The organism is Antrihabitans stalagmiti (assembly GCF_016482825.1).
Classification (GTDB): domain Bacteria; phylum Actinomycetota; class Actinomycetes; order Mycobacteriales; family Mycobacteriaceae; genus Antrihabitans; species Antrihabitans stalagmiti.
The window spans coordinates 481,492-500,574 of sequence record NZ_JAEMNV010000003.1 but is presented as its reverse complement, the minus strand read 5'-3'; the positions used below and the strand labels follow the sequence as shown (position 1 = coordinate 500,574).

Annotated in this window: 19 protein-coding genes; 10 read left to right on the top strand and 9 right to left on the bottom strand. The window is 63.9% G+C overall.

Annotation, left to right across the window (positions count from 1 at the left end; translation table 11 throughout):
• Positions 1-36 precede the first annotated feature (36 nt).
• Entirely contained in the window at positions 37-657 is a 621-nt protein-coding gene (locus JGU71_RS11025) for a TetR/AcrR family transcriptional regulator (protein ID WP_199704159.1), read from the bottom strand.
• A gap of 180 nt (positions 658-837) precedes the next feature.
• Between JGU71_RS11025 and JGU71_RS11020 the strand changes: the two genes are divergently transcribed.
• Genes JGU71_RS11020 through JGU71_RS11010 form a run of 3 tightly spaced genes read left to right on the top strand, consistent with a single transcriptional unit; the run spans position 838 to position 4,147 of the window.
• Complete coding sequence (locus JGU71_RS11020; protein WP_233529020.1) at positions 838-2,181, top strand: flavin monoamine oxidase family protein; 1,344 nt, start codon at positions 838-840, stop codon at positions 2,179-2,181.
• 59 nt (positions 2,182-2,240) lie between these two features.
• The gene (locus tag JGU71_RS11015; protein WP_199704156.1) at positions 2,241-2,885 is read left to right on the top strand and encodes a TetR/AcrR family transcriptional regulator; all 645 of its coding nucleotides are present in this window, start codon (positions 2,241-2,243) and stop codon (positions 2,883-2,885) included.
• Positions 2,882-4,147 carry a glycosyltransferase gene (locus JGU71_RS11010; RefSeq protein ID WP_199704154.1) on the top strand — a complete coding sequence of 422 codons (1,266 nt, stop codon included), beginning with the start codon at positions 2,882-2,884 and terminating at the stop codon, positions 4,145-4,147. The genes JGU71_RS11015 and JGU71_RS11010 overlap by 4 nt, the downstream gene beginning before the upstream one ends.
• A gap of 31 nt (positions 4,148-4,178) precedes the next feature.
• Here the strand turns inward: JGU71_RS11010 and JGU71_RS11005 are convergent, their stop codons facing one another.
• On the bottom strand, positions 4,179-4,850 hold the full coding sequence (locus JGU71_RS11005) for a hypothetical protein (protein WP_199704152.1): 672 nt from the start codon (positions 4,848-4,850) through the stop codon (positions 4,179-4,181).
• Positions 4,851-4,893: 43 nt separating this feature from the next.
• A complete protein-coding gene (locus tag JGU71_RS11000; RefSeq protein WP_199704150.1) occupies positions 4,894-5,523 on the bottom strand; it encodes a DedA family protein in 630 nt (209 codons plus the stop codon).
• A 326-nt stretch (positions 5,524-5,849) separates the two neighbouring features.
• On the opposite strand from JGU71_RS11000, the gene JGU71_RS10995 reads away from it, so the two are divergent.
• Complete coding sequence (locus JGU71_RS10995) at positions 5,850-7,127, top strand: HNH endonuclease signature motif containing protein (protein WP_199704148.1); 1,278 nt, start codon at positions 5,850-5,852, stop codon at positions 7,125-7,127.
• Between the two features lie 243 nt (positions 7,128-7,370).
• On the opposite strand, the gene secA2 is transcribed toward JGU71_RS10995, so the two are convergent.
• Positions 7,371-9,698, bottom strand: a complete 2,328-nt coding sequence (secA2, locus tag JGU71_RS10990; protein ID WP_199704146.1) for an accessory Sec system translocase SecA2 — start codon at positions 9,696-9,698, stop codon at positions 7,371-7,373.
• 78 nt (positions 9,699-9,776) lie between these two features.
• Here secA2 and JGU71_RS10985 point away from each other — a divergent pair, with 78 nt between their 5' ends.
• Together JGU71_RS10985 and JGU71_RS10980 are read left to right on the top strand one after the other, a co-directional pair.
• Complete coding sequence (locus JGU71_RS10985) at positions 9,777-10,742, top strand: RNA polymerase subunit sigma-70 (RefSeq protein WP_199704144.1); 966 nt, start codon at positions 9,777-9,779, stop codon at positions 10,740-10,742.
• A 60-nt stretch (positions 10,743-10,802) separates the two neighbouring features.
• Positions 10,803-11,591, top strand: coding sequence for an alpha/beta fold hydrolase (locus JGU71_RS10980; RefSeq protein ID WP_199704143.1), 789 nt, complete (start codon positions 10,803-10,805; stop codon positions 11,589-11,591).
• Positions 11,592-11,594: 3 nt separating this feature from the next.
• Here JGU71_RS10980 and JGU71_RS10975 read toward each other — a convergent pair whose 3' ends face one another.
• On the bottom strand, positions 11,595-12,086 hold the full coding sequence (locus tag JGU71_RS10975; protein ID WP_199704141.1) for an SRPBCC family protein: 492 nt from the start codon (positions 12,084-12,086) through the stop codon (positions 11,595-11,597).
• A gap of 509 nt (positions 12,087-12,595) precedes the next feature.
• The gene (locus tag JGU71_RS10970) at positions 12,596-13,270 is read right to left on the bottom strand and encodes a 2-phosphosulfolactate phosphatase (RefSeq protein WP_307829591.1); all 675 of its coding nucleotides are present in this window, start codon (positions 13,268-13,270) and stop codon (positions 12,596-12,598) included.
• Positions 13,271-13,465: 195 nt separating this feature from the next.
• Between JGU71_RS10970 and JGU71_RS10965 the strand changes: the two genes are divergently transcribed.
• The gene (locus JGU71_RS10965) at positions 13,466-14,080 is read left to right on the top strand and encodes a maleylpyruvate isomerase family mycothiol-dependent enzyme (RefSeq protein WP_199704139.1); all 615 of its coding nucleotides are present in this window, start codon (positions 13,466-13,468) and stop codon (positions 14,078-14,080) included.
• Between the two features lie 143 nt (positions 14,081-14,223).
• Here JGU71_RS10965 and mbp1 read toward each other — a convergent pair whose 3' ends face one another.
• On the bottom strand, positions 14,224-14,460 hold the full coding sequence (gene mbp1, locus JGU71_RS10960; RefSeq protein ID WP_199704137.1) for a microaggregate-binding protein 1: 237 nt from the start codon (positions 14,458-14,460) through the stop codon (positions 14,224-14,226).
• 126 nt (positions 14,461-14,586) lie between these two features.
• Between mbp1 and JGU71_RS10955 the strand changes: the two genes are divergently transcribed.
• Positions 14,587-15,270, top strand: a complete 684-nt coding sequence (locus JGU71_RS10955; RefSeq protein ID WP_307829590.1) for a pyridoxamine 5'-phosphate oxidase family protein — start codon at positions 14,587-14,589, stop codon at positions 15,268-15,270.
• Here JGU71_RS10955 and JGU71_RS10950 read toward each other — a convergent pair.
• Positions 15,267-16,130, bottom strand: coding sequence for a metal-dependent hydrolase (locus JGU71_RS10950; RefSeq protein WP_199704135.1), 864 nt, complete (start codon positions 16,128-16,130; stop codon positions 15,267-15,269). The genes JGU71_RS10955 and JGU71_RS10950 overlap by 4 nt on opposite strands.
• 66 nt (positions 16,131-16,196) lie before the next feature.
• Between JGU71_RS10950 and JGU71_RS10945 the strand changes: the two genes are divergently transcribed.
• Complete coding sequence (locus tag JGU71_RS10945; RefSeq protein ID WP_199704133.1) at positions 16,197-16,841, top strand: TetR/AcrR family transcriptional regulator; 645 nt, start codon at positions 16,197-16,199, stop codon at positions 16,839-16,841.
• Here JGU71_RS10945 and JGU71_RS10940 read toward each other — a convergent pair.
• Positions 16,805-17,857, bottom strand: coding sequence for an LLM class flavin-dependent oxidoreductase (locus JGU71_RS10940; RefSeq protein WP_199704131.1), 1,053 nt, complete (start codon positions 17,855-17,857; stop codon positions 16,805-16,807). The genes JGU71_RS10945 and JGU71_RS10940 overlap by 37 nt on opposite strands.
• A gap of 205 nt (positions 17,858-18,062) precedes the next feature.
• On the opposite strand from JGU71_RS10940, the gene JGU71_RS10935 reads away from it, so the two are divergent.
• Positions 18,063-19,079, top strand: a complete 1,017-nt coding sequence (locus JGU71_RS10935) for an AurF N-oxygenase family protein (protein ID WP_199704129.1) — start codon at positions 18,063-18,065, stop codon at positions 19,077-19,079.
• Positions 19,080-19,083: the final 4 nt, after the last annotated feature.

Genomic DNA, 19,083 nt, shown 5'->3' with positions numbered 1-19,083 from the left:
CTACGCGGATAACGTCTCCGCGGCTCGTCGAGTCGACTATGCACGACCGTCGCCGACGGGCTGCGGATCGGCATACTTGACGACCATCTCGATCGCACGCTCGAGGTCACGACGCGCACGCACGGAGTCGGGATTGGTCACGTACTGCACGATCACGCCGTCGAGCACGGCGAGCGAGAGCCTGCCGAGGGTGCCGAAGTCGACAGCGCAGCTCTCGTTCGCCGCATTCGCGGCTTGCTCGCAGAATTCGCTGACCAGCGCGGTATAACGCTCGAACTGCAGCTGCGCCAGACCCCCGGAGCCCTCGCTACGCACCGAGTACATCGCCAACTCGTACTGCATGACCTGCACTCCGACGCCGCCCTCCACGAGGGTGTCCCAGAAGCGAAAGACACCGTGCCGGAGTGCGTGCGCCAGACCGCGATCGAGTTCCAGGCCGGACTTCACCGCAACCAGCACCTCGTCGATCAGTGCGGCGATCACTGCACGCAACATCTCGTCCTTGGACGGAAATACGTAGTGCAACGTGCCCAGTGGCACGCCTGCTTCGACCGCAATCGCGCGCAGCGTTGTGTTCGGCACGCCAACCGAGCTGAGCACTCGGATCGCCGCTTCGACGATTTGTTCTCTGCGCTCCACAGCCTTGACGTAGCCCATGCAGACCTCCTCGGTGCCCCAGACTTCGGCAGTACAGACACTAGTGCCGTGTCGGACGTCCGACCGAGTGGCGTATTTCTCGGATCGAGGCCTTTACGAGCCGAAGCAACGTGTGGCCTAATAATCTTGGACGGACGTCCGACATACATTTGCGAAGTCGCTCACGGAATGGAGTCGAGGATGCGGCAGGAACCAGCACAGACGGCCCGGGCGGCCGATGCGGATATCGCCACGACTGTGGCAGTGATCGGGGCCGGACTGTCCGGCTTGATCGCAGCCCGCGAACTGCGGCGTCAAGGCATCGACGTGGTGATACTCGAGGCCGCCGACCGATTGGGCGGACGAGCCTTCAGCGAAACCACCCCATTGGGGTCACGAGTCGACCTGGGCGGGCAGTGGATCGGCCACGATCACCATCGCGTCACCGCACTCGCCGCCGAACTCGGCGTGCAGAAATTCACCATGCACTCGGAGGGATTGCCTACCGCGATCGACGGCCGACGGCGGCTTCCGCTCTGGTCGCCGTCGATGCTGGCCTTCGGCGCGATCCTTGTCGGCGTCGAGGCACTCTCCCACCTAGGCGGACCGACCCGGTGGAATGCCGTCACACTCGCCGATGCCTTGCGTAGGGTCCCCGGACGCACGCCGCGTCGACTGCTGGAGGTTGCCGCACTCATCTCCTGGACCGCCGATCCCGATCGGTACACGATTCTGGCGATGACGAAAATGATCCGCCAGCAGGGCGGACTGCGCACGATACTCGCCACCACCGGCGGCGCACAGGAAGCGTTACTCGCCGAGGGCGTCGGCGCTCTCGTCGACGGCCTCGCTGCCGAACTCGGCGACCGGGTGCGGGCAGGTCATCGAGTCACCTCGATCACCCAGAGCAACGGCGAAATCACGGTGGACACGGTGGCAGGTCGAGTGCGGGCAGCGAAGGTCATCATCACGGTTCCGCCGCCGACGCGGCGTCGAATCTCTTTCGTCCCTCCGCTGTCCGCCCGCCGAGATGCGCTCGCGCACAACACCTACATGGGTTCGGTATACAAAGCGATCGCGGTCTACAACACCCCGTTCTGGCGGAACCGTTGCAGCGGTGAGTTTCTCGTGCTCGACGCACCGGGACGCGCGGTGTTCGACACCAGCCCACCGGAGGGGCCGGGCCACCTGTGCATTCTGGTGGCAGGCCCGGAAGCTCGTGCACTCGACCGTCTCGACCCTGCCGAGCGTCGGGCGGCCCTGCTCGGGGCGCTCACCGACTACGTCGGGTCCGAGGTGCTGGAACCGGTGAGCTGGCATGAGAAGGCCTGGCATCAAGACGAATTCGTCGGCGGCGGCTACTTGGCACTGCCGGAGCCTGGAACAACCGAAGGATTTCTTCCCGTGGACGCAACGCCGGTCGGTGACATCCATTGGGCGGGTACCGAGACCGCCGAACACCACGCCGGCTACTTCGAGGGTGCTATCGAATCGGGCAACCGCGCGGCCGCCGAGGTGGCCGCAGCGCTCGCCCGGCGCACCTGAGCGGATACACAAACACCATCGCACTGGCGCAAACTGTCCACCTGTCCTATGATTCGACCATGCGGTCGAATAATAATCCAAGCGGTCTAACATTTATCGAGGCGGCGCGGCGCGCGCAAATCGTCGACGCCGCCGTCGCGTTGATCGCCGAACTCGGCTACCCGCAGGTCTCGATCGCAAAGATCGCCGAGCGGATCAACGTGGCGAAAAGCGTTGTGCTGTATCATTTCAAGACGAAGGATGCGCTGATCGCCGCGATCGTCGAAGACGTCATGACGACCGCAGCGGTGACGATGGCGCCACTCCTGACGGCCGAGTCGACCGCGGCAGGCAAACTGTCGGCCTACATCCGAGCCAATGTCGCTGTCCTGCATGAACATCGGCTCCGCAGCGTCGCGATGTTCGAGATCGTCGGCGGCTACCGCAGCGCCGATGGTCGCCGCTTCGACCAGGTCGCCGCCGAGTCGGTCCAGGCAGATCCGCCGCAGGGCGAGCTGGCGCTGCTGGATCCGCTCGCGATCTTCGACGCAGGGGTCCGTTCCGGCGAATTTCGGCCACTGCCTTCGGTATTCATGCGAAATGCGCTCCGGGCCGCCCTCGACGGTGCGGTCTCCGAACTCGCGCGCGACCTCGACTACGACGTCCTCGGCTACGGCGAGGAACTGGTCACCATCTTCGACCTTGCAACCAGGAGGACTACATGAGCACGATCGTAATCGTCGCCTACGGAACGCGCGGAGACGTTGCCCCACTTACGGGACTCGGTGTCGGCCTGCAAAAGTCGGGCCATCGGGTGGCGGTTGCCACCACCGAGGCGCAGGCCCCGCTGGTCACCGCCGCTGGACTCGAATCCCGTTGGCTGCCTACCGATCCAGAGGAAGCGACGCGGGCCTCGGACTTCGCCCAGGGCCTGATCGACGGCGACAGGATGAAGCCGTCGAAGGCAGCTATGCGGGAGATGGTCGAGCAGCTCGACGGTGTGGGTCCGGCAATCGCGAAAGCGGCCGAAGGCGCCGACCTGCTGTTGCTTGCCGGGCCGGTCTCGACGCTGTTCGGCTACCACGTCGCCGAGGCAATGGACGTTCCGAGCGCGGCGCTAGGTCTGCAACCGATGGCCGCGACCGGCGAGTTCCCACCTGCTGCGCTCGGGACACGATCACTGGGGCGAATGGGCAACCGGACGCTGTGGAAACTGGGTGGACTCGGCGAGAAGATCTACCTGCCGCAGATCAACGCTCTCCGCACGGACCTCGGCCTACGGTCTGTGAAACTGGCCGACTACCGCGATCGCCGCGACACCGAATGGCCGATCCTGCATGGATTCAGCCGTCATGTGGTGCCGCGTCCAGCGGACTGGCGTCCCGGTATCGAGATCACCGGGTACTGGTGGCCAGCACTGCCATCGGACTGGCAGCCACCCGCCGACCTGGTGAAATTCCTCGACGCCGGCGAGGCTCCCGTCTACATCGGCTTCGGCAGTACCGCGACGAGGAAGAGCGAGGAACTGAGCGACCTCATTGCAAACGCAGTCGACGCGGCAGGCGTCCGCGCCGTGGTGCATTCCGGTTGGGCGAGGTTGCACGGCGGTGGCGACAACATGATCACCGTCGACGACGTCCCGCATGAATGGCTGTTCGAACGCGTCGCCGCCGCCGTGCATCATTGCGGCGCGGGAACTACTGCCGCCGGACTCCGCGCAGGTGTGCCGACGATTCCGGTGGTTGGCATCATGGATCAACCTTTCTGGGCCAAACGCCTCTGCGACCTCGGCGTGGCTGCGAGCACGATCAAACGCAAAGACCTCACGACCGAGTGGCTCGCCGATGCAATCCGTACCGCGGTCTCCGATCCCAGCTACCGCGATCGTGCGCGGGCCGTGTCGCTGCAACTACAAGCCGAAGACGGCACTGCGACCGCCGTCGAGGCGATCAACGCACAACTCGGCGGGGATCGACACGTCGGCTGACAGTTCGCAGTACAGGCGTTGTTCGAGTTCGCTACTCCGGGCAGATAGCGAACTCGGGTATCGGATTTCGGCCCGTGATGGCACCGCTGCAGGCGTAGGGACGAAACCGCAGCGACCCGTGCTCGGTGAGCATCGGCTTCGCCTTGTCCTCATCGATTGCCACACGATGCGCGCCTCGACGGTGGGCAAATTCCGTCAGAGCCGATTGGTCGCGCCAGAGCGAGAAGGTCGCGTAGAACGGCGGATTGATCAGCGCCGTCGCCCAGATCGACCCTGGAACTGTTGGGACATGATCCTCCGCATCGCCACCGAGCCTGTTGAACCGGACCAACTCCGACTCCTTGGTTCGGGCGAGGGTGAGCGCTGCAACCGGACCGTCGTCATTGCGCGGCGCATCAGGTGAAACCGCCGGCAGATCAGGCCAGTTTCCAGCGACGCGAATCGGCTCCAACCGAATGTGCCAACCCGACGCGAGCCTGTGAGCGACGGGGTGTGTGGCGAGAAATTCGGTGATTGCGTCGTCGCTGTCCCAGTCCGCAACAAGACCGATGCGATTGGCGTTATGAATCGACTTGGGCCGCCCGGTCAGCGGAAGCACGACCGCCAGCGTGGATCGCCGTAGTCCGGGAGCGGTGGTCGGTTCTCGAAGAAGCTCCTGGACCGCCCTGAACCCCACATCCGCGAAGTGAACCGAAGTGACCATGACCCCACCGTTCAATCTACTAGTATCCGTAGTACTACAGACATTAGTAGCTATCGACCTTCACTGGAACAGATACGCGACCACTGCGCCTCTTACGAACGATCAGCACGACCAATCCGATCACGACGAGGACACTCACAACCTTGCTGACGGGTCCGGTCCAGTCCTGCACTACAGCCCAGTTCTCGCCGAGTAGCCAGCCGATCCAGATGAACGCCGCGTTCCAAATGCCACTGCCGATTGTGGTGAGGACTACGAAAGTCGGCAACGGCATCCCCAGGACGCCTGCCGGGATCGAGACGATGCTGCGTAGAAAAGGGACGCAGCGGGCCAGCAGGACGACCTTGCGTCCGTGCCGGTCGAACAGGTCGTGACCGCGGATAATGTCGCCCCGACTGGCAAAAACGAACCACGGGCGGGCAGCGAGCCGTACTAGCCGGTCGTAACCCAGCCATGCTCCCAGCCCGTAAAGCAGCAGGGCACCCACGACGGAACCCGCTGTCGCTGCAGGCCAGAGGAGCCAGACGTTGACGTCACCCGTACGTGCACGAAACCCCGCCAGGGGCAGGACGACCTCCGACGGGATCGGCGGGATCAGGTTTTCGAGCAGGATCAGCAGCCCAACCCCCGGCGCACTCAAACGGTCGATGAAGGCGAACACCCAGTCGGTCACGCGCTCACTCCGCCGGGGTCACGAGGTCGGCCGCGGGAAAAAGGGGCATATACGACAGATACCTATTCCGGAGCCAGGTGACAACGCGAGTTCGCTCACCCATCGACTCAGCGTGAGCAATCGCGACGCGACCCCGCAACTTCCTCAGCCAGATCAACCCAGAGACGGGATGAATAGGCGACTAGGATCGCGGCTGCTGTATAGGTCGCTGAGCGCGGGGAATAGTTCCTGATTTTGCTGGACTCGAACGGGTGTTCTAACTAAAATTGGGTTATGGGGCTGGGGGAACTACTCGACACGATCGACGGGCACAACCCGATCGAGCCATGCGATTCACCGACACCGAACTCGCAAACCTCGTCCCCGCACTGTCGGCCTCGATCCACACCTTGGAATCGATACGAATTCGGCTGCTCACCGAAGCTGTCGAACGCGCCATCCCGCAAGGACGCGGCGCCAACGGAGCCGCAGCCTGGCTCAACAACCTCACCACCAGCACCTCACTACGCTCGGCGATCCGCACCGCCAAACTCGCCGCCGCCCTGACCACCGACGCAGGCGTCGCCGCCGCCTATCACGCCGGCCGCATCAGCGGCGACGACGCCGTCCTGATCATCGCGTTCCTGGAACGTCCCCCGACCGGCATGCCCGAAGAAGCTGCCGCCGCCTCGCGGGACTACCTGATCGACACCGCCGCCGGCGGCGACACCCGCGACGTCCGTCGGGCCATCGCCCGACTCGAGCACATCTTCGACACCGACCACGTTCCTGCCGCCGAAGATGTCGACCGCAACGAGTTCTACGCCTCCACCAGCCTCAACGGTCGCATGGCGATCAAAGGTGACGTCGACGCCGAAACCGCGGAAATGCTGCTCGCCGCACTCTCCCCGCTCGCGGCACCGCACCCGAACGCCGCCACCGGAGACCGAGACGCGCGCAGTGCCGCGCAACGCCGCGCCGACGCATTCGCCGAAATTCTGCGGCGCTACCTCGACTCCGCCACCGGACCCACCGAAGGTGGAGACCGTCCACACCTGTCGGTGCACATCAACGCCGCCGACCTCATCGATCACCACACCGACACATGCGCACCGAATGCTGCTGACCTGTCCGACCCGGAACAGCCGCAACCCGACCGCCTTGCCTACCGGCAGTTGTTCGAGAACACCGAGACCGGCTGGATGCCGTGGATGGGTCCACTGACCGTGCGCTCCACCCGACGTCTTGCCTGCGACTGCGTGCGCACCACCATCGTGTTGGACGAGGACGGCTGCCCCGTCGACCTGGGTCGCACCACCCGGGTGGTGTCGAAACGGCTCCGCAAAGTCGTCGCTGCCCGCGATCACGGGTGCGCCTTCCCCGGCTGCGGTCGACCCGAATCCTGGTGCGACGCACATCATGTGCACCATTGGGTCGACGGTGGACCCACCGATCTCGACAACCTCGTGCTGCTGTGCCGATTCCACCATCGGCTGATGCACCACACCGACTGGGATGTGGTGATGGGCACCGACCGCCACCCCTGGTTCATCCCACCCGCCGGGATCGACCCACGCCGACAACCCATCCCCGCCCACGGCCGAGCCAGTCCCATGGCTGCCTGAGCACAACAACCGAACACCGACTCCGCATCGGACCCAACCACCGATGCGGAGTCGACGTGCGCTCGAACCCGTTGTGCCCTAAATCGGGCCTAATACCTCGACACCGTCGGTGACGATGACCGATTTCCGCCAGCGTAGGGCGAGGCAAACCCTGTTAGACCGAATCACGCTGCGTGACGGCAAAGTAGTCGAGCGACTCGCCTACTTCGATCCCAGTCCGCTGATCGTGGCAATCGCCAGCCTTCACCGTCGACCGAATCGTTTGCGCAAATCGCTTCGCATCCCCTCCAGCACGTGTCCGACACTCGCGTCGAAGGGATTGTCGTGGACCATGTACGTCCACGTCGCGGACGGCCTCAGCACTCCCGCAGCCTCCAGATCGACCTTTCCGTCGACAACCATCAGATCGGAGAAGGTCTGCACCGCTTGTAATTTCGCTTCGTCGATGATCTTGTGGAACTCGGGTATCGCGGCACGGTGGAACTCGTCGATCGGCGTCTCCTTGCCGAGGGCACGCAGGTGAATGCTGTCTCGGACGTCGGCGAGGAAGGCGAGGTGATCTGCCCACAGTCGGTCGATTTGGAACAGCAGAATCTCGCGGCAGACCTGTTCCAACGAATCGTCGGCGAGTCCATTCTCGAGCTCGGCGTAGTGGTCCGCAGCCTGCGCCCGCATCAACTCGGCGGCGGCGTCACCGCTGAGCACACCGTCGCGGAATCGGAGGATGTCGTCGCGCTGCCGCTCGATCAGCCGCGTGTAGCGCCATGTATTGCGATGGATCTCCAGATTGACGCCTTCGAGGACTCGCTGCGCGTGGTCGACGTGCGGTGGCACTCGCCGATCGGTGACCTCGCCATCGTCCTCGGCGACAACCCCTTTGGGGACATTCGGCTCTCCCATCAGCACAACCTCGTCTTCGAGGCTTGCGAAGAAAACACTGCCGCCCGGGTCGCCCTGCCTGCCCGCTCGTCCACGCAGCTGATCGTCGAGCCGGCTGCTCTGGTATCTCGCGGTGCCGATCACATACAGACCGCCACGCTCGACGACGTCGTCGTAGGTCGGGCCAGTACCTGTGTGACCGCCGAGTTTGATGTCGGTGCCGCGACCTGCCATCTGGGTGGAGACGGTGATCGCACCAGGCGCTCCGGCTTCGGCGATGATCTTCGCTTCCTCTGCGTCGTTGCGCGCGTTGAGCACTGCACACGTCAGTCCGGCTTGCACCAAAAGCTCTGCGAGCGCGTCGGATTCGGCGACGTCCTGCGTACCGATCAGAATCGGGCGGCCGTCGGCGTGCACCTTTTCGATCTCGGCGACGATCGCGGTCAGCTTCGCTTCCGCGGTTGTGAAAATGCGGTCGGGCTCGTCGATTCGGATGTTCTCCTGATCCGTCGGAATGACCGCGACCTCGAGCTCGTAGAACTCACGCAGCGTATCGGCAACGGCGACAGCGGTTCCCGTCATTCCAGCGACCGTCGGGTAGCGCGAGATCAGCGCCTGCACCGTGCTCGAATCCAGGATCTCCCCGCTGTCGGAGGGCGCCAGCTGTTCCTTCGCCTCCACCGCAGCTTGCAGCCCGTCGGGCCAGCGCTGGAGCACGGCAACTCGCCCGCGCGACTGATTGATCAGCTGCACGGCTCCGTTGCGGACCAGGTAGTCGACGTCGCGGGTGAGCAACGCTTCTGCGTGCAGCGCGAGGTTGACCGAGGCAAGGCGGTCCGAGCCGGAATCGTCGTAGAGGTCGATCCCGCCGAGCGCCCGCTCGACTTCGGCCTCCCCAAGTGGGGTCAACCAGACGTTGCGGCCGGGGTCGACCTCGTAGTGCTGCTTTGGACGAAGCCGTCGAACGATGTTGGCGATCTCGACATGTGTGACCCCAGGATCCACCGACCCCGCCAGCACCAGCGGAACTCGCGCCTCGTCGACGAGCACCGAGTCGGCCTCGTCGATGATCGCGACCTCCCGGTGTGGTGCCACCTGGTCACCGGGGACAACCACGAGACGGTCACGCAGCACGTCGAACCCGATTTCGCTGACAGCGCCGTACGTCACCTCGCACTCGTATGCGGCGCGCCGCTCGTCGTTGGTACTCGACTCCTCGACGAAGCCGACGGTGACGCCGAGCAGGTCGTAGACCGGACGCATCCATTCGGCATCGCGTCGAGCGAGGTAGTCGTTGACCGAGACAACGTGAACGTGGTTGCCGCGCAACGCATAACCGGCTGCCGCGATCGCACCGACGAGCGTCTTGCCCTCACCGGTCGCCATCTGCACGACGTTGCCCGAGAGCATGCCCATTGCACCCAACAGTTGAACGTCGAAAGGTCGTTCGCCGAGCGCGCGGTCGGCGGCCTCGCGTCCGAGCGCACACATGTCCGGCAACCACGCCTTGTCGTCGACCGACTTCCGCAAGCGGTCCGCGGCGGCACCGATCTCCTCGTCGGACAGTGTGCGGAGGTCCGCCTCGCGCTCGCCGATCGCAGGCAACAGTTTTGTGTACCGCGTGAGGTCGACGCTTGCAGTGCGGTCTGTGAATCGCCGCAGTCGCGCGACGAGTCCCTTTCGATTCGACATCACTCGAGTGTTCCAGAACCCGGGCCGACGCCTCGGATCGCTGGCGAGGCAGTCCGGCGAGCCCGATATTGTCGCGGCATGAGTGCGGCCGGACCCGAGCACGATCTGGAGCAGTACCGCGTCGAGTTGACGGGCTACTGCTACCGGATGCTGGCGTCGCCCTTCGATGCCGAGGACGCCGTGCAGGAGACGTTCGTAAACGCCCTGCGCAGTATCGATCGCTTCGATCCTGCTCGCGGCGATGTGCGGCCGTGGCTGTATCGCATTGCCACCAACATCTGCATCGACACCGCACGAGGCCGCCAACGGCGGGCAAGAGCAATGGATCTGGCGGCGCCGTCACGCCCGGGACCCGACGTGGGAGCGCCGCTCCCGGAACATGCGTGGGTACTGCCGATCCCCGACCATCGAGCGGTGCCAGCTGGCGATCCGGCCGATGTGGCGTTGCTTCGCAGCTCGATTCGCCTCGCGTTCGTCGCAGCGCTACAACGCCTGCCCGCCCGACAGCGCGCCGTTCTGATCTTTCGGGATGTGTTGTGCTGGAAGGCAGACGAAGTTGCGCGGCTGCTCGACACCACAACGGCGTCGGTCACCAGCGCGTTGCAACGTGCGCGGTCGACCCTTGCATCGGAACCACTCGGCGACGCACAACCGATGGACTCGACGCAGCAGGAACTGCTGGCCCGCTACTGCTCCGCGTTCGAACGCTATGACGTCGAAGCTCTCGTTGCGTTGCTGCACGAGGATGCGACGACCTCCATGCCGCCGTACCTGTGGTGGCTGCGCGGCCGCGCCGACATTCGCAGCTCGCTACTTGCCGGCGGCGACTTCTGCAGCGGCGCCAGGCTTCTTCCCACAACCGCCAACGGTGCGCCGGCGTTCGGTCAGTACCTACCGACCGGACCGGACGGCAGCCTGCGACCGTTCGCCCTCGTGGTCTTCACCATCGTCGACGCGACGATCACCGAGACAACGACCTATCTCGACCCCGACCGGCTGTTCGCACTCTTCGATCTCCCGCCGGTTCTCGTCACGACCGATTAGTTTTCGGCAGCCGACTCGTATCACTGGTGTACCCACCCGATACGAGAGGACCGACAACACATGGCCGACTACATCGACGTCAACGGAATCAGCACCTGGTACGAGGACGGCGGGGCAGGTGCGCCGGTCGTACTGCTGCACGGTGGTCTGACCGACAGCCGAGACTTCGACGGCAACCTCGACGCGCTGGCCGCCGACTACCGGCTCTTGCTCCCCGAACGCCGCGGCCACGGCCACACCGCCGACCAGCCCGGTCCCATAACGATGGATCTGCTGGCCGAGGACTCGGCGGCCTTCATCGAGCGGATCGTCGACGGACCCGTCCGGTTGGTCGGCTACAGCGCAGGTGCCGTCGTCGCACTGGTCGTCGCGATACGCCGACCTGATCTGGTCGACCGGTTGGTCCTGATCAGCGGTGCCTTCGACCAAAACGGCGCCATTCTGAAGCCAAGCGCGGACGCCCCACCGCCGCCGGTTCTGGTCGCCGCCTACGCGGAGGTGTCCCCGGATGGGGCCGACCACTTTCCAGTCGTCATGGCGAAAGTGGCGCGGTCCGCCAACGACGACCCGCCGATTCCCGCGGCAGACCTGGCGACCGTTGCGTGTCCGACGCTGGTCATGGCCGCCGACGACGACATCGTGACCCTCGAGCACACACTCGAGCTGTACCGGTCGATTCCCAATGCGCAACTGGCGATCGTGCCCGAAACGTCGCACCTGTTGTTGCACGAGAAGCCTGAACTGTGCACGCGCCTCGTGCGCGACTTCCTGGATGGAACACCCACCACAACCTGGATGCCGATCCGACGCGCCGGCGCAAGCGAATCGGTGATTCCTGAAGCGCCGTGACGATCACTTGTTCGTGTCGCGGACGTCCTTCCCCTGTTCGGCGAACGCCGTGAAGTCCTGCATGTGCTGTTGCGACTGCTTGCGGAAGGCGCTGGGCATCAGAAGTCCCATCAGCCGCATCAGCAGACCACTGAACCGGTATTCGCTCTCGCACTCCCAGAGCGTCGTCTCCGGGTTTGCTGCGGTCAGCCGATCGCGGACGACGCTCCACATACCCGCGCCCACGATCTCGCGGTCGAAGTGAACGACGGTCCCTTTAGGGATCCCGTGTAGGTCTGCAGGCTCTCGGCGGGTGATCGTTTCGATGCATTCGATACTCCGCTTCCCGGACTGCATCACGACCCGCGACGTGGTGCCGAGCTCCCCGTGTATCCCTCTCAGCGGCTCGTGCAGCACCATGCCCCGTAGCCACTTCGGTAGCTGTGCTGGGTCTGCGAGCAGCAGGGCCACCCTCTCCAGCGGCAGCGCGATCTCGACCGAGTTGGTGTACTTCATTGCGTACATTCCTTATCTGCCTGGGACGAAATGCTGGGTGCGTAAAACTCGGTGGTGGCCGCGACCTGCTCCGGCTCGCCAAGTGAGCATGTCCCCATGCCGCGGCGCTACGCCGGATGAACTCGCGCCCCTCGGGTGACTCCTTGATTCCCCTCGTGGTTGGCAGTCTCACCATCGGACACCAGCCTGGCCAGGGCGAGGAGAGCCAGGTCCCAGCCAACCACGCCTGCGCCGGGGCGGGGGCCTTGAAGAGAGGTTCCTCGAGGATCGCGAATCACACCGGTTTCACTCACATAACTCTAGGCCGGCTTATGTACGCCGCGATCCCCACCACAGCGGCCGTGCACTTTCTGCCGACGAAATCTCAACGTCGCCAATGCATTACCGACCTCACATGCCTGATCGGACGTGTGAAGTCCGCAATCAGCGAGCGAGGTCGTTGCGGATTGCGACCTGCAATAGGTCTTCGACGGCGTGTCCACACCACTACCGCGGCAGCGCGCTTCTTGCTAACTGCCTCGATCGACGAACCGATGCCCGTCGAGCACCGGCACCGATCTGCTCTCGTTCACCTCTGCGGCAACCGCGACGTCGGATGCGTAGCCCGCGGCAAGGAATTCCCGCCCGGATGCGCACTGCGCCAACACCGCCGCCAACCGATCGGACACCGAATGCCATGCCGCAGCTGCGATCTCAGCCTCCGGGGACAGCGCCAGATCCGGTCGCCGAGCGACCAACTCCGCAAGGATCGCACCAGCACCCAGCAGATCCTCGACAGCAGGGCGGAGCGTCCCATCGGGCCAGCGCTCACCCGCCGCGATAACCGACAATGCGGTTCCGTCACGGTGGTTGTCGGAGATCCATTCGGCGACTGCCGACGCATTGCGCAACGCGGCGCCGATGCACACGCCTGAAGTCGCGGCCAGCGAATGCGCGATCGAGGATCCGTTCGGTGACGGCAGCACCAGGCGCTCCAATCCTTGGGCCGATCGGACGGTGGCGGGCGACAGGCTCACCGCGTCTCCCACCGCTTCGTTCCGACCGACAGCAAGGACCGCTTGATGGTCGGCCGCGTACTGAGCCGCCGAGTCGTCGTTCCACCGATACGGCAACACCTCTATGCCCCGATCGGCAGCAACCGACAACGTCGTAGTGAAGGACAACACGTCGACGACAATCGCCACTCCGGCATCGGTGCCGATGGCGGAAGCGCCGGAGGAACCCCAGTCGAACCTGCCCAGCAGAATCCCCCGCGAACGGGCTCTCAGTGTCCAGTTCCGACCCGAAATGTGGCACTGGCAGCCCGTTCGCGGACCCAACCGGGCTTCCTTTCCGACCCTGCAGCCGACCGATCGAGGCAAGCCTGTAAGGCTCTTTTCATGAGCGAAGTTTGGCCACTGGTGCACGCGGAGCGCGCGGCACTGATCGACGACCTTGCCAACCTCACCGACGATCTATGGGACCGGCCGTCACTGTGCGGCGACTGGACGGTGCATGACGTCGCCGCCCATCTGGTGGCCAACGCAAAGACCACCCGACTCGGAATCGTGCGTGCAATGGTCCGGGCGCGGTTCGACTTCGATCGCCAGACCGCCCAAGGTGTCGAACGCGAACGCGGTTCCACTCCCCGCGAAACACTGGCGCGGCTTCGGCAGGTGGCCACACTCACGTCGACGCCGCCCGCACCGCTCGACAGCAGACTGGTCGAAGAGGTGGTCCACGGTGAAGACATCCGTAGGCCACTCGGGATCACGCGCAATTACTCAGCAGAGGCGGTTGTCAGGTCGCTGCGGTACCAGGCGCGCACACCCGTATCCTTCGGTGGCGCAAAACAACTCGTCGCTTCGATCAGGTTGCGGGCCACTGACGCCGACGTATCGATCGGTGACGGACCTGAGGTCAGCGGTCCCGCACTGTCGCTACTCCTGGCCATCTCCGGACGCACGATCGCGCTGCGAGATCTCGATGGGCCGGGCTTGTCGGCGCTGACCTAGCTCGCAGCCACGCAAACCCTCTGAGCGAATGTGGCACCGGTACCGCCATGCGGGACGGATGTCGCCTTCGCTCCGCATGCTCAGGGCAAAGAAGAGGAGCGACCCAACTTCTGGGTCGCTCCTCGTCGTATCAAGCTATTCGACTACTGATTCGCGCGCTGGCGCTCTTCGTCGACCTTGGCAGCTGCGCGAGCGGCCTCTGCTTCGGCTTCCTTCTTGGCAGCTTCGCGCTGGTTCTCGGCCTTGTCCTGCTGTGCCTGGCCCTCGCGAGTCAGATCGTCTTGACCGGTGACCGCACCGACCGCTTCCTTGACCTTGCCCTTGACGCCTTCGACGACGCCCTTGACTGCTTCTGCTGGTCCGCTGTTCGAGTCAGTCATGCTCTTCCCTCCGTTGGGTATCGGTACAAAAGTCGAATACCCGCGCAACCCGGGCGAAAACGCTGAGGGCCCAAATGCGACCTAGCTCACCCAGGTCGGTCCTCACCACGGCTTAGGGTGGTCCTCGTGCGAACGAACGACACCACTCGCTACGGGGCGATCGCGTTCTCCGAGGCCAGCGCGGAGCGCCAGCGCGCGACGGGAAGCATCAATTGGTACGGCCACCAGATGGCAGACAGCGATAATTCGGGTGAACGCCAGGATCTGGATGGGCAGACGATAGCGCTCATCCGTGCAACCGACTCACTCTTCATCGCGACCGTGACCCCATCGGGCTGGCCCTACGTCCAACACCGAGGCGGCCCAAAGGGATTCGTCCACGTACTCGACCCGTCGACGATCGCGCTCGGCGATTATTCGGGAAACCAGCAGTTCGTCACTCTCGGCAACCTCGATCACGACAATCGGGTCGCGCTGTTCTTCGTCGACTACCCGACCCGCACCCGGGTGAAGGTGTTCGGCCGCGCCGAGATCGTCGAGCGCACAGACGATCCCGAGTTCATCGACCGCATGCTCACCATCGGCGACGGCGTCGTCCGCACTCGCTGCGAACGTGCGTTCCGGATCGACGTCGAAGCGCTGGATCGCAACTGCATCAAGAACATTCCGGTCAAATACAGTGCCGAACGTATGGCCGAGTCGCTGCGCCTGGCTCGCGAACCTCTGAACGACGAGATCGCACAGTTGCAACGTCGGAATCAGGAACTCGAGGCCGAGATCGCCCGGCTACGCGCCGAACAACCTGCCTAAAGCTTTCCGGTTGAGCGTTGCGCACCGTCTGCCTCGAAGAGTTCGGCAGACCAGCGGGCGAGAACGTCGCGTGAATCCCAGTCGTCGGGGTGGAAGCCCGGTCGGTTGTAGGTGTTGTAGCGAGTGACCGCGTCCCAGCTGAAGAACGGGGACTTGCGAATGTTGTTGAGGCTCTTCAATAAACGAATCGGATTGTAGGACGCGGGATCGGAGACGAGCGAGCGACCGGTCTGTACGACGACCTCGGTCCAGAAGATCGCCGACGCCAGGTACATGATGCCGACACGCAGCGTTTCGCTGTCGATGGTCTGGCGGTAGACGTCGAAGGCCACCGCCTTGTGCTCGGACTCTTCGAGCGCGTGCCACAGCAACATCGGGCGCACCTCGGTGTCGTCGCCGACCAACTTCTGCGCACGCTCATCGGTGAGCAGGATCTCGGCAAATGTTGCGGTGTAATGCTCGAGCGCTGCTGTGGCCGCCAAGGACCAGCTTTGCGGAAGGACCCGCTCGACCAGACTCAGCAACTGACCTACGTGGCGATCCACGCGCGCTGTCGGGTAACCCATCTCCTGTAAGCGTTCGTTGAGCTGGCGATGCTGGTGCCGGTGCGTGGCCTCCTGGGCGATGAATCCCTTTATGGCCTCGCGCAATTCGTCGTCCGTTATCTGGTCCCGATAGTTGCGAACCGAGCGGATGAAGAAGTCTTCGCCCTCAGGAAACATCGCCGAAAGCGCCGCGACCAGGTGGCTCAGCACCAGGTCGTTGTCGACGTAGTGCTGGCGGTGCGCACCGGTCGGATAGTCGAATCGAACTCGGCGCGCCTTGATCGGCTGCGTGGCTGGAGCGGTGGAACTTGTCATGGGCGTCTCCGTTGACGGTTCCATCTGACTAAGGCCATGGTCAGATGACATGTCAGACTGTAGCGCGTGAGTTCGGCACGTGTCTACGGTGGAATGACCGCTAGCGAGCGCGGTCGTCAACGCCGCGCGCAGTTGCTCGTGGCAGCGGTGACACTTCTGGGCACGCGCGGCGCAGCGGACACGACAGTGACGGCGGTGTGCAGAGAAGCCGGCCTCACGTCGCGGTACTTCTACGAGCAGTTTCAGGACCGCGACGCCCTCTTGCGCGGGGTTGCCGACGAAGTGTTCGCCACGCTGGAAGCGACCCTCGTCGGCGCGATGCAGTCGGGTGTCGACGATTTCGGCGTGCTGACACGGGCTCCGATCGACGCGTTGATTCGCCTGGTCGACAACGATCGGATTCTCGCGCGGATCATCTTCGTCGAGTCCGGTGCCGAACCGATTCTGCGGGCGCTGCGCAACGACACCATTTCCCGTATGACGAACCTTCTCATCGACAAGGTGCGCAATCTGTTCCCGATCCGGGACTCTGCGCTGCCCACCATGCAGTTGACGGCAACCATGATGGTCAGCGGAATGTCGGACGTGTTGCGGCGATGGCTCGACAACGAGATCGACATGTCCGCCGATCAAGTGGCCGAGCACACCACTGCTCTGTTCGCCAGTGCCGCCGCCTACGCGATGACGCTTGCCGCCCCCACCGGAGACTGACGGTCCGCGGGATTCCACCCGAGCGCCGGGGCAACATGGGTGGCGAACGACTCGAGAATGTGCGCGTTGAAGTCGACACCAAGTGCCACCGGGATCGTCAACATCAGCGTGTCGGCCGACATGACGGCTGCGTCGGCGCGCAGTTGCTCGATCAGCACGTCGGGCTCGGCGGCGTAGGTTTTGCCGAAAGTGGATCGGTAACCGTCGATCACGCCGACCTGATCGGAGTCGGTGGACCCGAAGTATGCGCGGTCGAGATCGTTGATCAACGGAAAGACGCTGCGGCTGACGGACACTCGTGGCTTGCCTGGATGTCCGGCCTCGTCCCATGCTGCGCGGAAGCGGTCGATTTGTTCGGCCTGGAGGTCGGCGAACGGGATGCCGGCATCCTCGGTCAGCAGCGTCGACGACATCAGGTTCACACCTTGACGGCCTGCCCATTCAGCGCTGTCGCGCGTCGCGGAGCCCCACCAGATGCGGTTCTTCAGACCTGGCGACAGCGGGCGGATGGGCTGCGGACGATCGGAGCCGGTCATTCGCGGGTCGCCGGCTGCGATACCTTCGCCGTCGATCGCCGCGATGAACTGGTCGAACTTTACCCGAGCGATGTCGGCGCCTCTGGGATCTTTGCTACCGGTGTAGCCGAACGATTCGTAACCTCGGGTCACGGTTTCCGGCGATCCACGACTCATCCCGAGGGCGATTCGCTGATCGGCGATGATGTCGAGCGACGCAGCCTCCTCCGCCAGATACAGCGGGTTCTCGTAGCGCAGGTCGATCACTCCGGTGCCGACCTCGATGTGCTTGGTCCGAGCCGCGATAGCTGCCAGCAACGTCATCGGGGCGGACTGCTGCCTGGCGAAGTGATGCACTCGGAAATAGGCGCCGTTGACGCCGAGTTCGTCGGCGCGGACGGACAGGTCGATCGCTTGGTGCAGAGACGCATGCGCATCGACGACCTTCGATCCCCGACCGGGGCCGTAGTTTCCGAAAGACAGGAACCCGAATTTCTCCATGTTTGGTTGAACGTTGAATCAGTTCGGGACATTCCCTGGCCCAACCGCCTGCCGCTGACGCCCTGTCGCCGCGGTTGACATGCATGTGACCCACCGATACATTAATTTGACAAAACCGTCTGATTGTCAACTTCGCGCAAGCGGACCGACAACCTCGGCCACGGTGCTGTCATCAACAAGCAATAGTCAACAAGGGAGTTGAACGATGTCTGTGACGATCGAGTCCGTCGACGAAAACACCGACGGCGACTTCGCCAAATACGTCGAGAAGCTGCACCAACTGTCCGAAGGTTCGGTACACAAGCGTTTCGACCCCTACGTCGACATCGACTGGAACTCGCCCGAGCTGGCTGTCTTCGCCAACGACGAGCGTTGGATCCTGCCCGAGTCCGCCGACCCGCTGACCAACGGCGATTGGTACCGCTCGCTGCCGAAAGAGAAGCAGATCGCGATCGGCATGTGGCGCCAGGCCAACGTCGCAAAGGTCGGCTTGCAGTTCGAGCAGATCCTGATCAACGGGATGTTGAACTACATCCAGACGCTGCCCAACGGCTCGCCCGAGTTCCGCTACTGCACTCACGAGATCATCGAAGAGGGCAACCACACCCTCATGTTCCAGGAGATGGTGAACCGCGTCGGCATGAATGTGCCCGGCGGTTCGCCGTACATGAAGGCGTTCGCGCCGCTCTTCCCGATCGCCGGGCGGCTTATGCCTCTCGTGTTCTTCGTGGGAGTACTCGCGGGTGAGGAGCCGATCGATCACATTCAGAAGTCGATCCTGCGCTCCGGCGAAGAGATTCACCCGATCATGGCCAACGTCATGCGTATTCACGTAGCCGAGGAAGCCCGCCACATCTCGTTTGCCCACGAGTTCCTCGAGCACCACATCAAGGAACTGAACACCGCCAACCGGCTTGCGCTGTCGATCGCATTCCCGATCGTGATGCGGGTGCTGTGCGACTTCATCGCCGTCCCTCCGCCGCAGTTCTGGGAAACCTTCGACATCCCGAAGTCCGTAAAGAGCGAGTTGTTCTGGGATCACCCGAAATCGCAGCAGACTCTGCGGAACTACTTCGCGGACGTCCGGATGCTCGCCGAGAAGGCCGGCCTGATGAACCCCGTTTCCAAGCGAATCTGGAAACTGATGGGGATCGACGGCAAGCAGTCGCGTTACCGCAGCGAGCCGAATCGTGCCGAAGCACTTCTGCTGAAGTCCGCGTAGCGCT

What these genes read in the sequence shown, in the direction of transcription:
- JGU71_RS11025 (WP_199704159.1), bottom strand. Translation starts at nt 657, where the DNA reads ATGGGCTACGTCAAGGCTGTGGAGCGCAGAGAACAAATCGTCGAAGCG.
- JGU71_RS11020 (WP_233529020.1), top strand. Translation starts at nt 838, where the DNA reads ATGCGGCAGGAACCAGCACAGACGGCCCGGGCGGCCGATGCGGATATC.
- JGU71_RS11015 (WP_199704156.1), top strand. Translation starts at nt 2,241, where the DNA reads ATGCGGTCGAATAATAATCCAAGCGGTCTAACATTTATCGAGGCGGCG.
- JGU71_RS11010 (WP_199704154.1), top strand. Translation starts at nt 2,882, where the DNA reads ATGAGCACGATCGTAATCGTCGCCTACGGAACGCGCGGAGACGTTGCC.
- JGU71_RS11005 (WP_199704152.1), bottom strand. Translation starts at nt 4,850, where the DNA reads ATGGTCACTTCGGTTCACTTCGCGGATGTGGGGTTCAGGGCGGTCCAG.
- JGU71_RS10995 (WP_199704148.1), top strand. Translation starts at nt 5,850, where the DNA reads ATGCGATTCACCGACACCGAACTCGCAAACCTCGTCCCCGCACTGTCG.
- secA2 (WP_199704146.1), bottom strand. Translation starts at nt 9,698, where the DNA reads ATGTCGAATCGAAAGGGACTCGTCGCGCGACTGCGGCGATTCACAGAC.
- JGU71_RS10985 (WP_199704144.1), top strand. Translation starts at nt 9,777, where the DNA reads ATGAGTGCGGCCGGACCCGAGCACGATCTGGAGCAGTACCGCGTCGAG.
- JGU71_RS10980 (WP_199704143.1), top strand. Translation starts at nt 10,803, where the DNA reads ATGGCCGACTACATCGACGTCAACGGAATCAGCACCTGGTACGAGGAC.
- JGU71_RS10975 (WP_199704141.1), bottom strand. Translation starts at nt 12,086, where the DNA reads ATGAAGTACACCAACTCGGTCGAGATCGCGCTGCCGCTGGAGAGGGTG.
- JGU71_RS10965 (WP_199704139.1), top strand. Translation starts at nt 13,466, where the DNA reads ATGAGCGAAGTTTGGCCACTGGTGCACGCGGAGCGCGCGGCACTGATC.
- mbp1 (WP_199704137.1), bottom strand. Translation starts at nt 14,460, where the DNA reads ATGACTGACTCGAACAGCGGACCAGCAGAAGCAGTCAAGGGCGTCGTC.
- JGU71_RS10950 (WP_199704135.1), bottom strand. Translation starts at nt 16,130, where the DNA reads ATGACAAGTTCCACCGCTCCAGCCACGCAGCCGATCAAGGCGCGCCGA.
- JGU71_RS10940 (WP_199704131.1), bottom strand. Translation starts at nt 17,857, where the DNA reads ATGGAGAAATTCGGGTTCCTGTCTTTCGGAAACTACGGCCCCGGTCGG.
- JGU71_RS10935 (WP_199704129.1), top strand. Translation starts at nt 18,063, where the DNA reads ATGTCTGTGACGATCGAGTCCGTCGACGAAAACACCGACGGCGACTTC.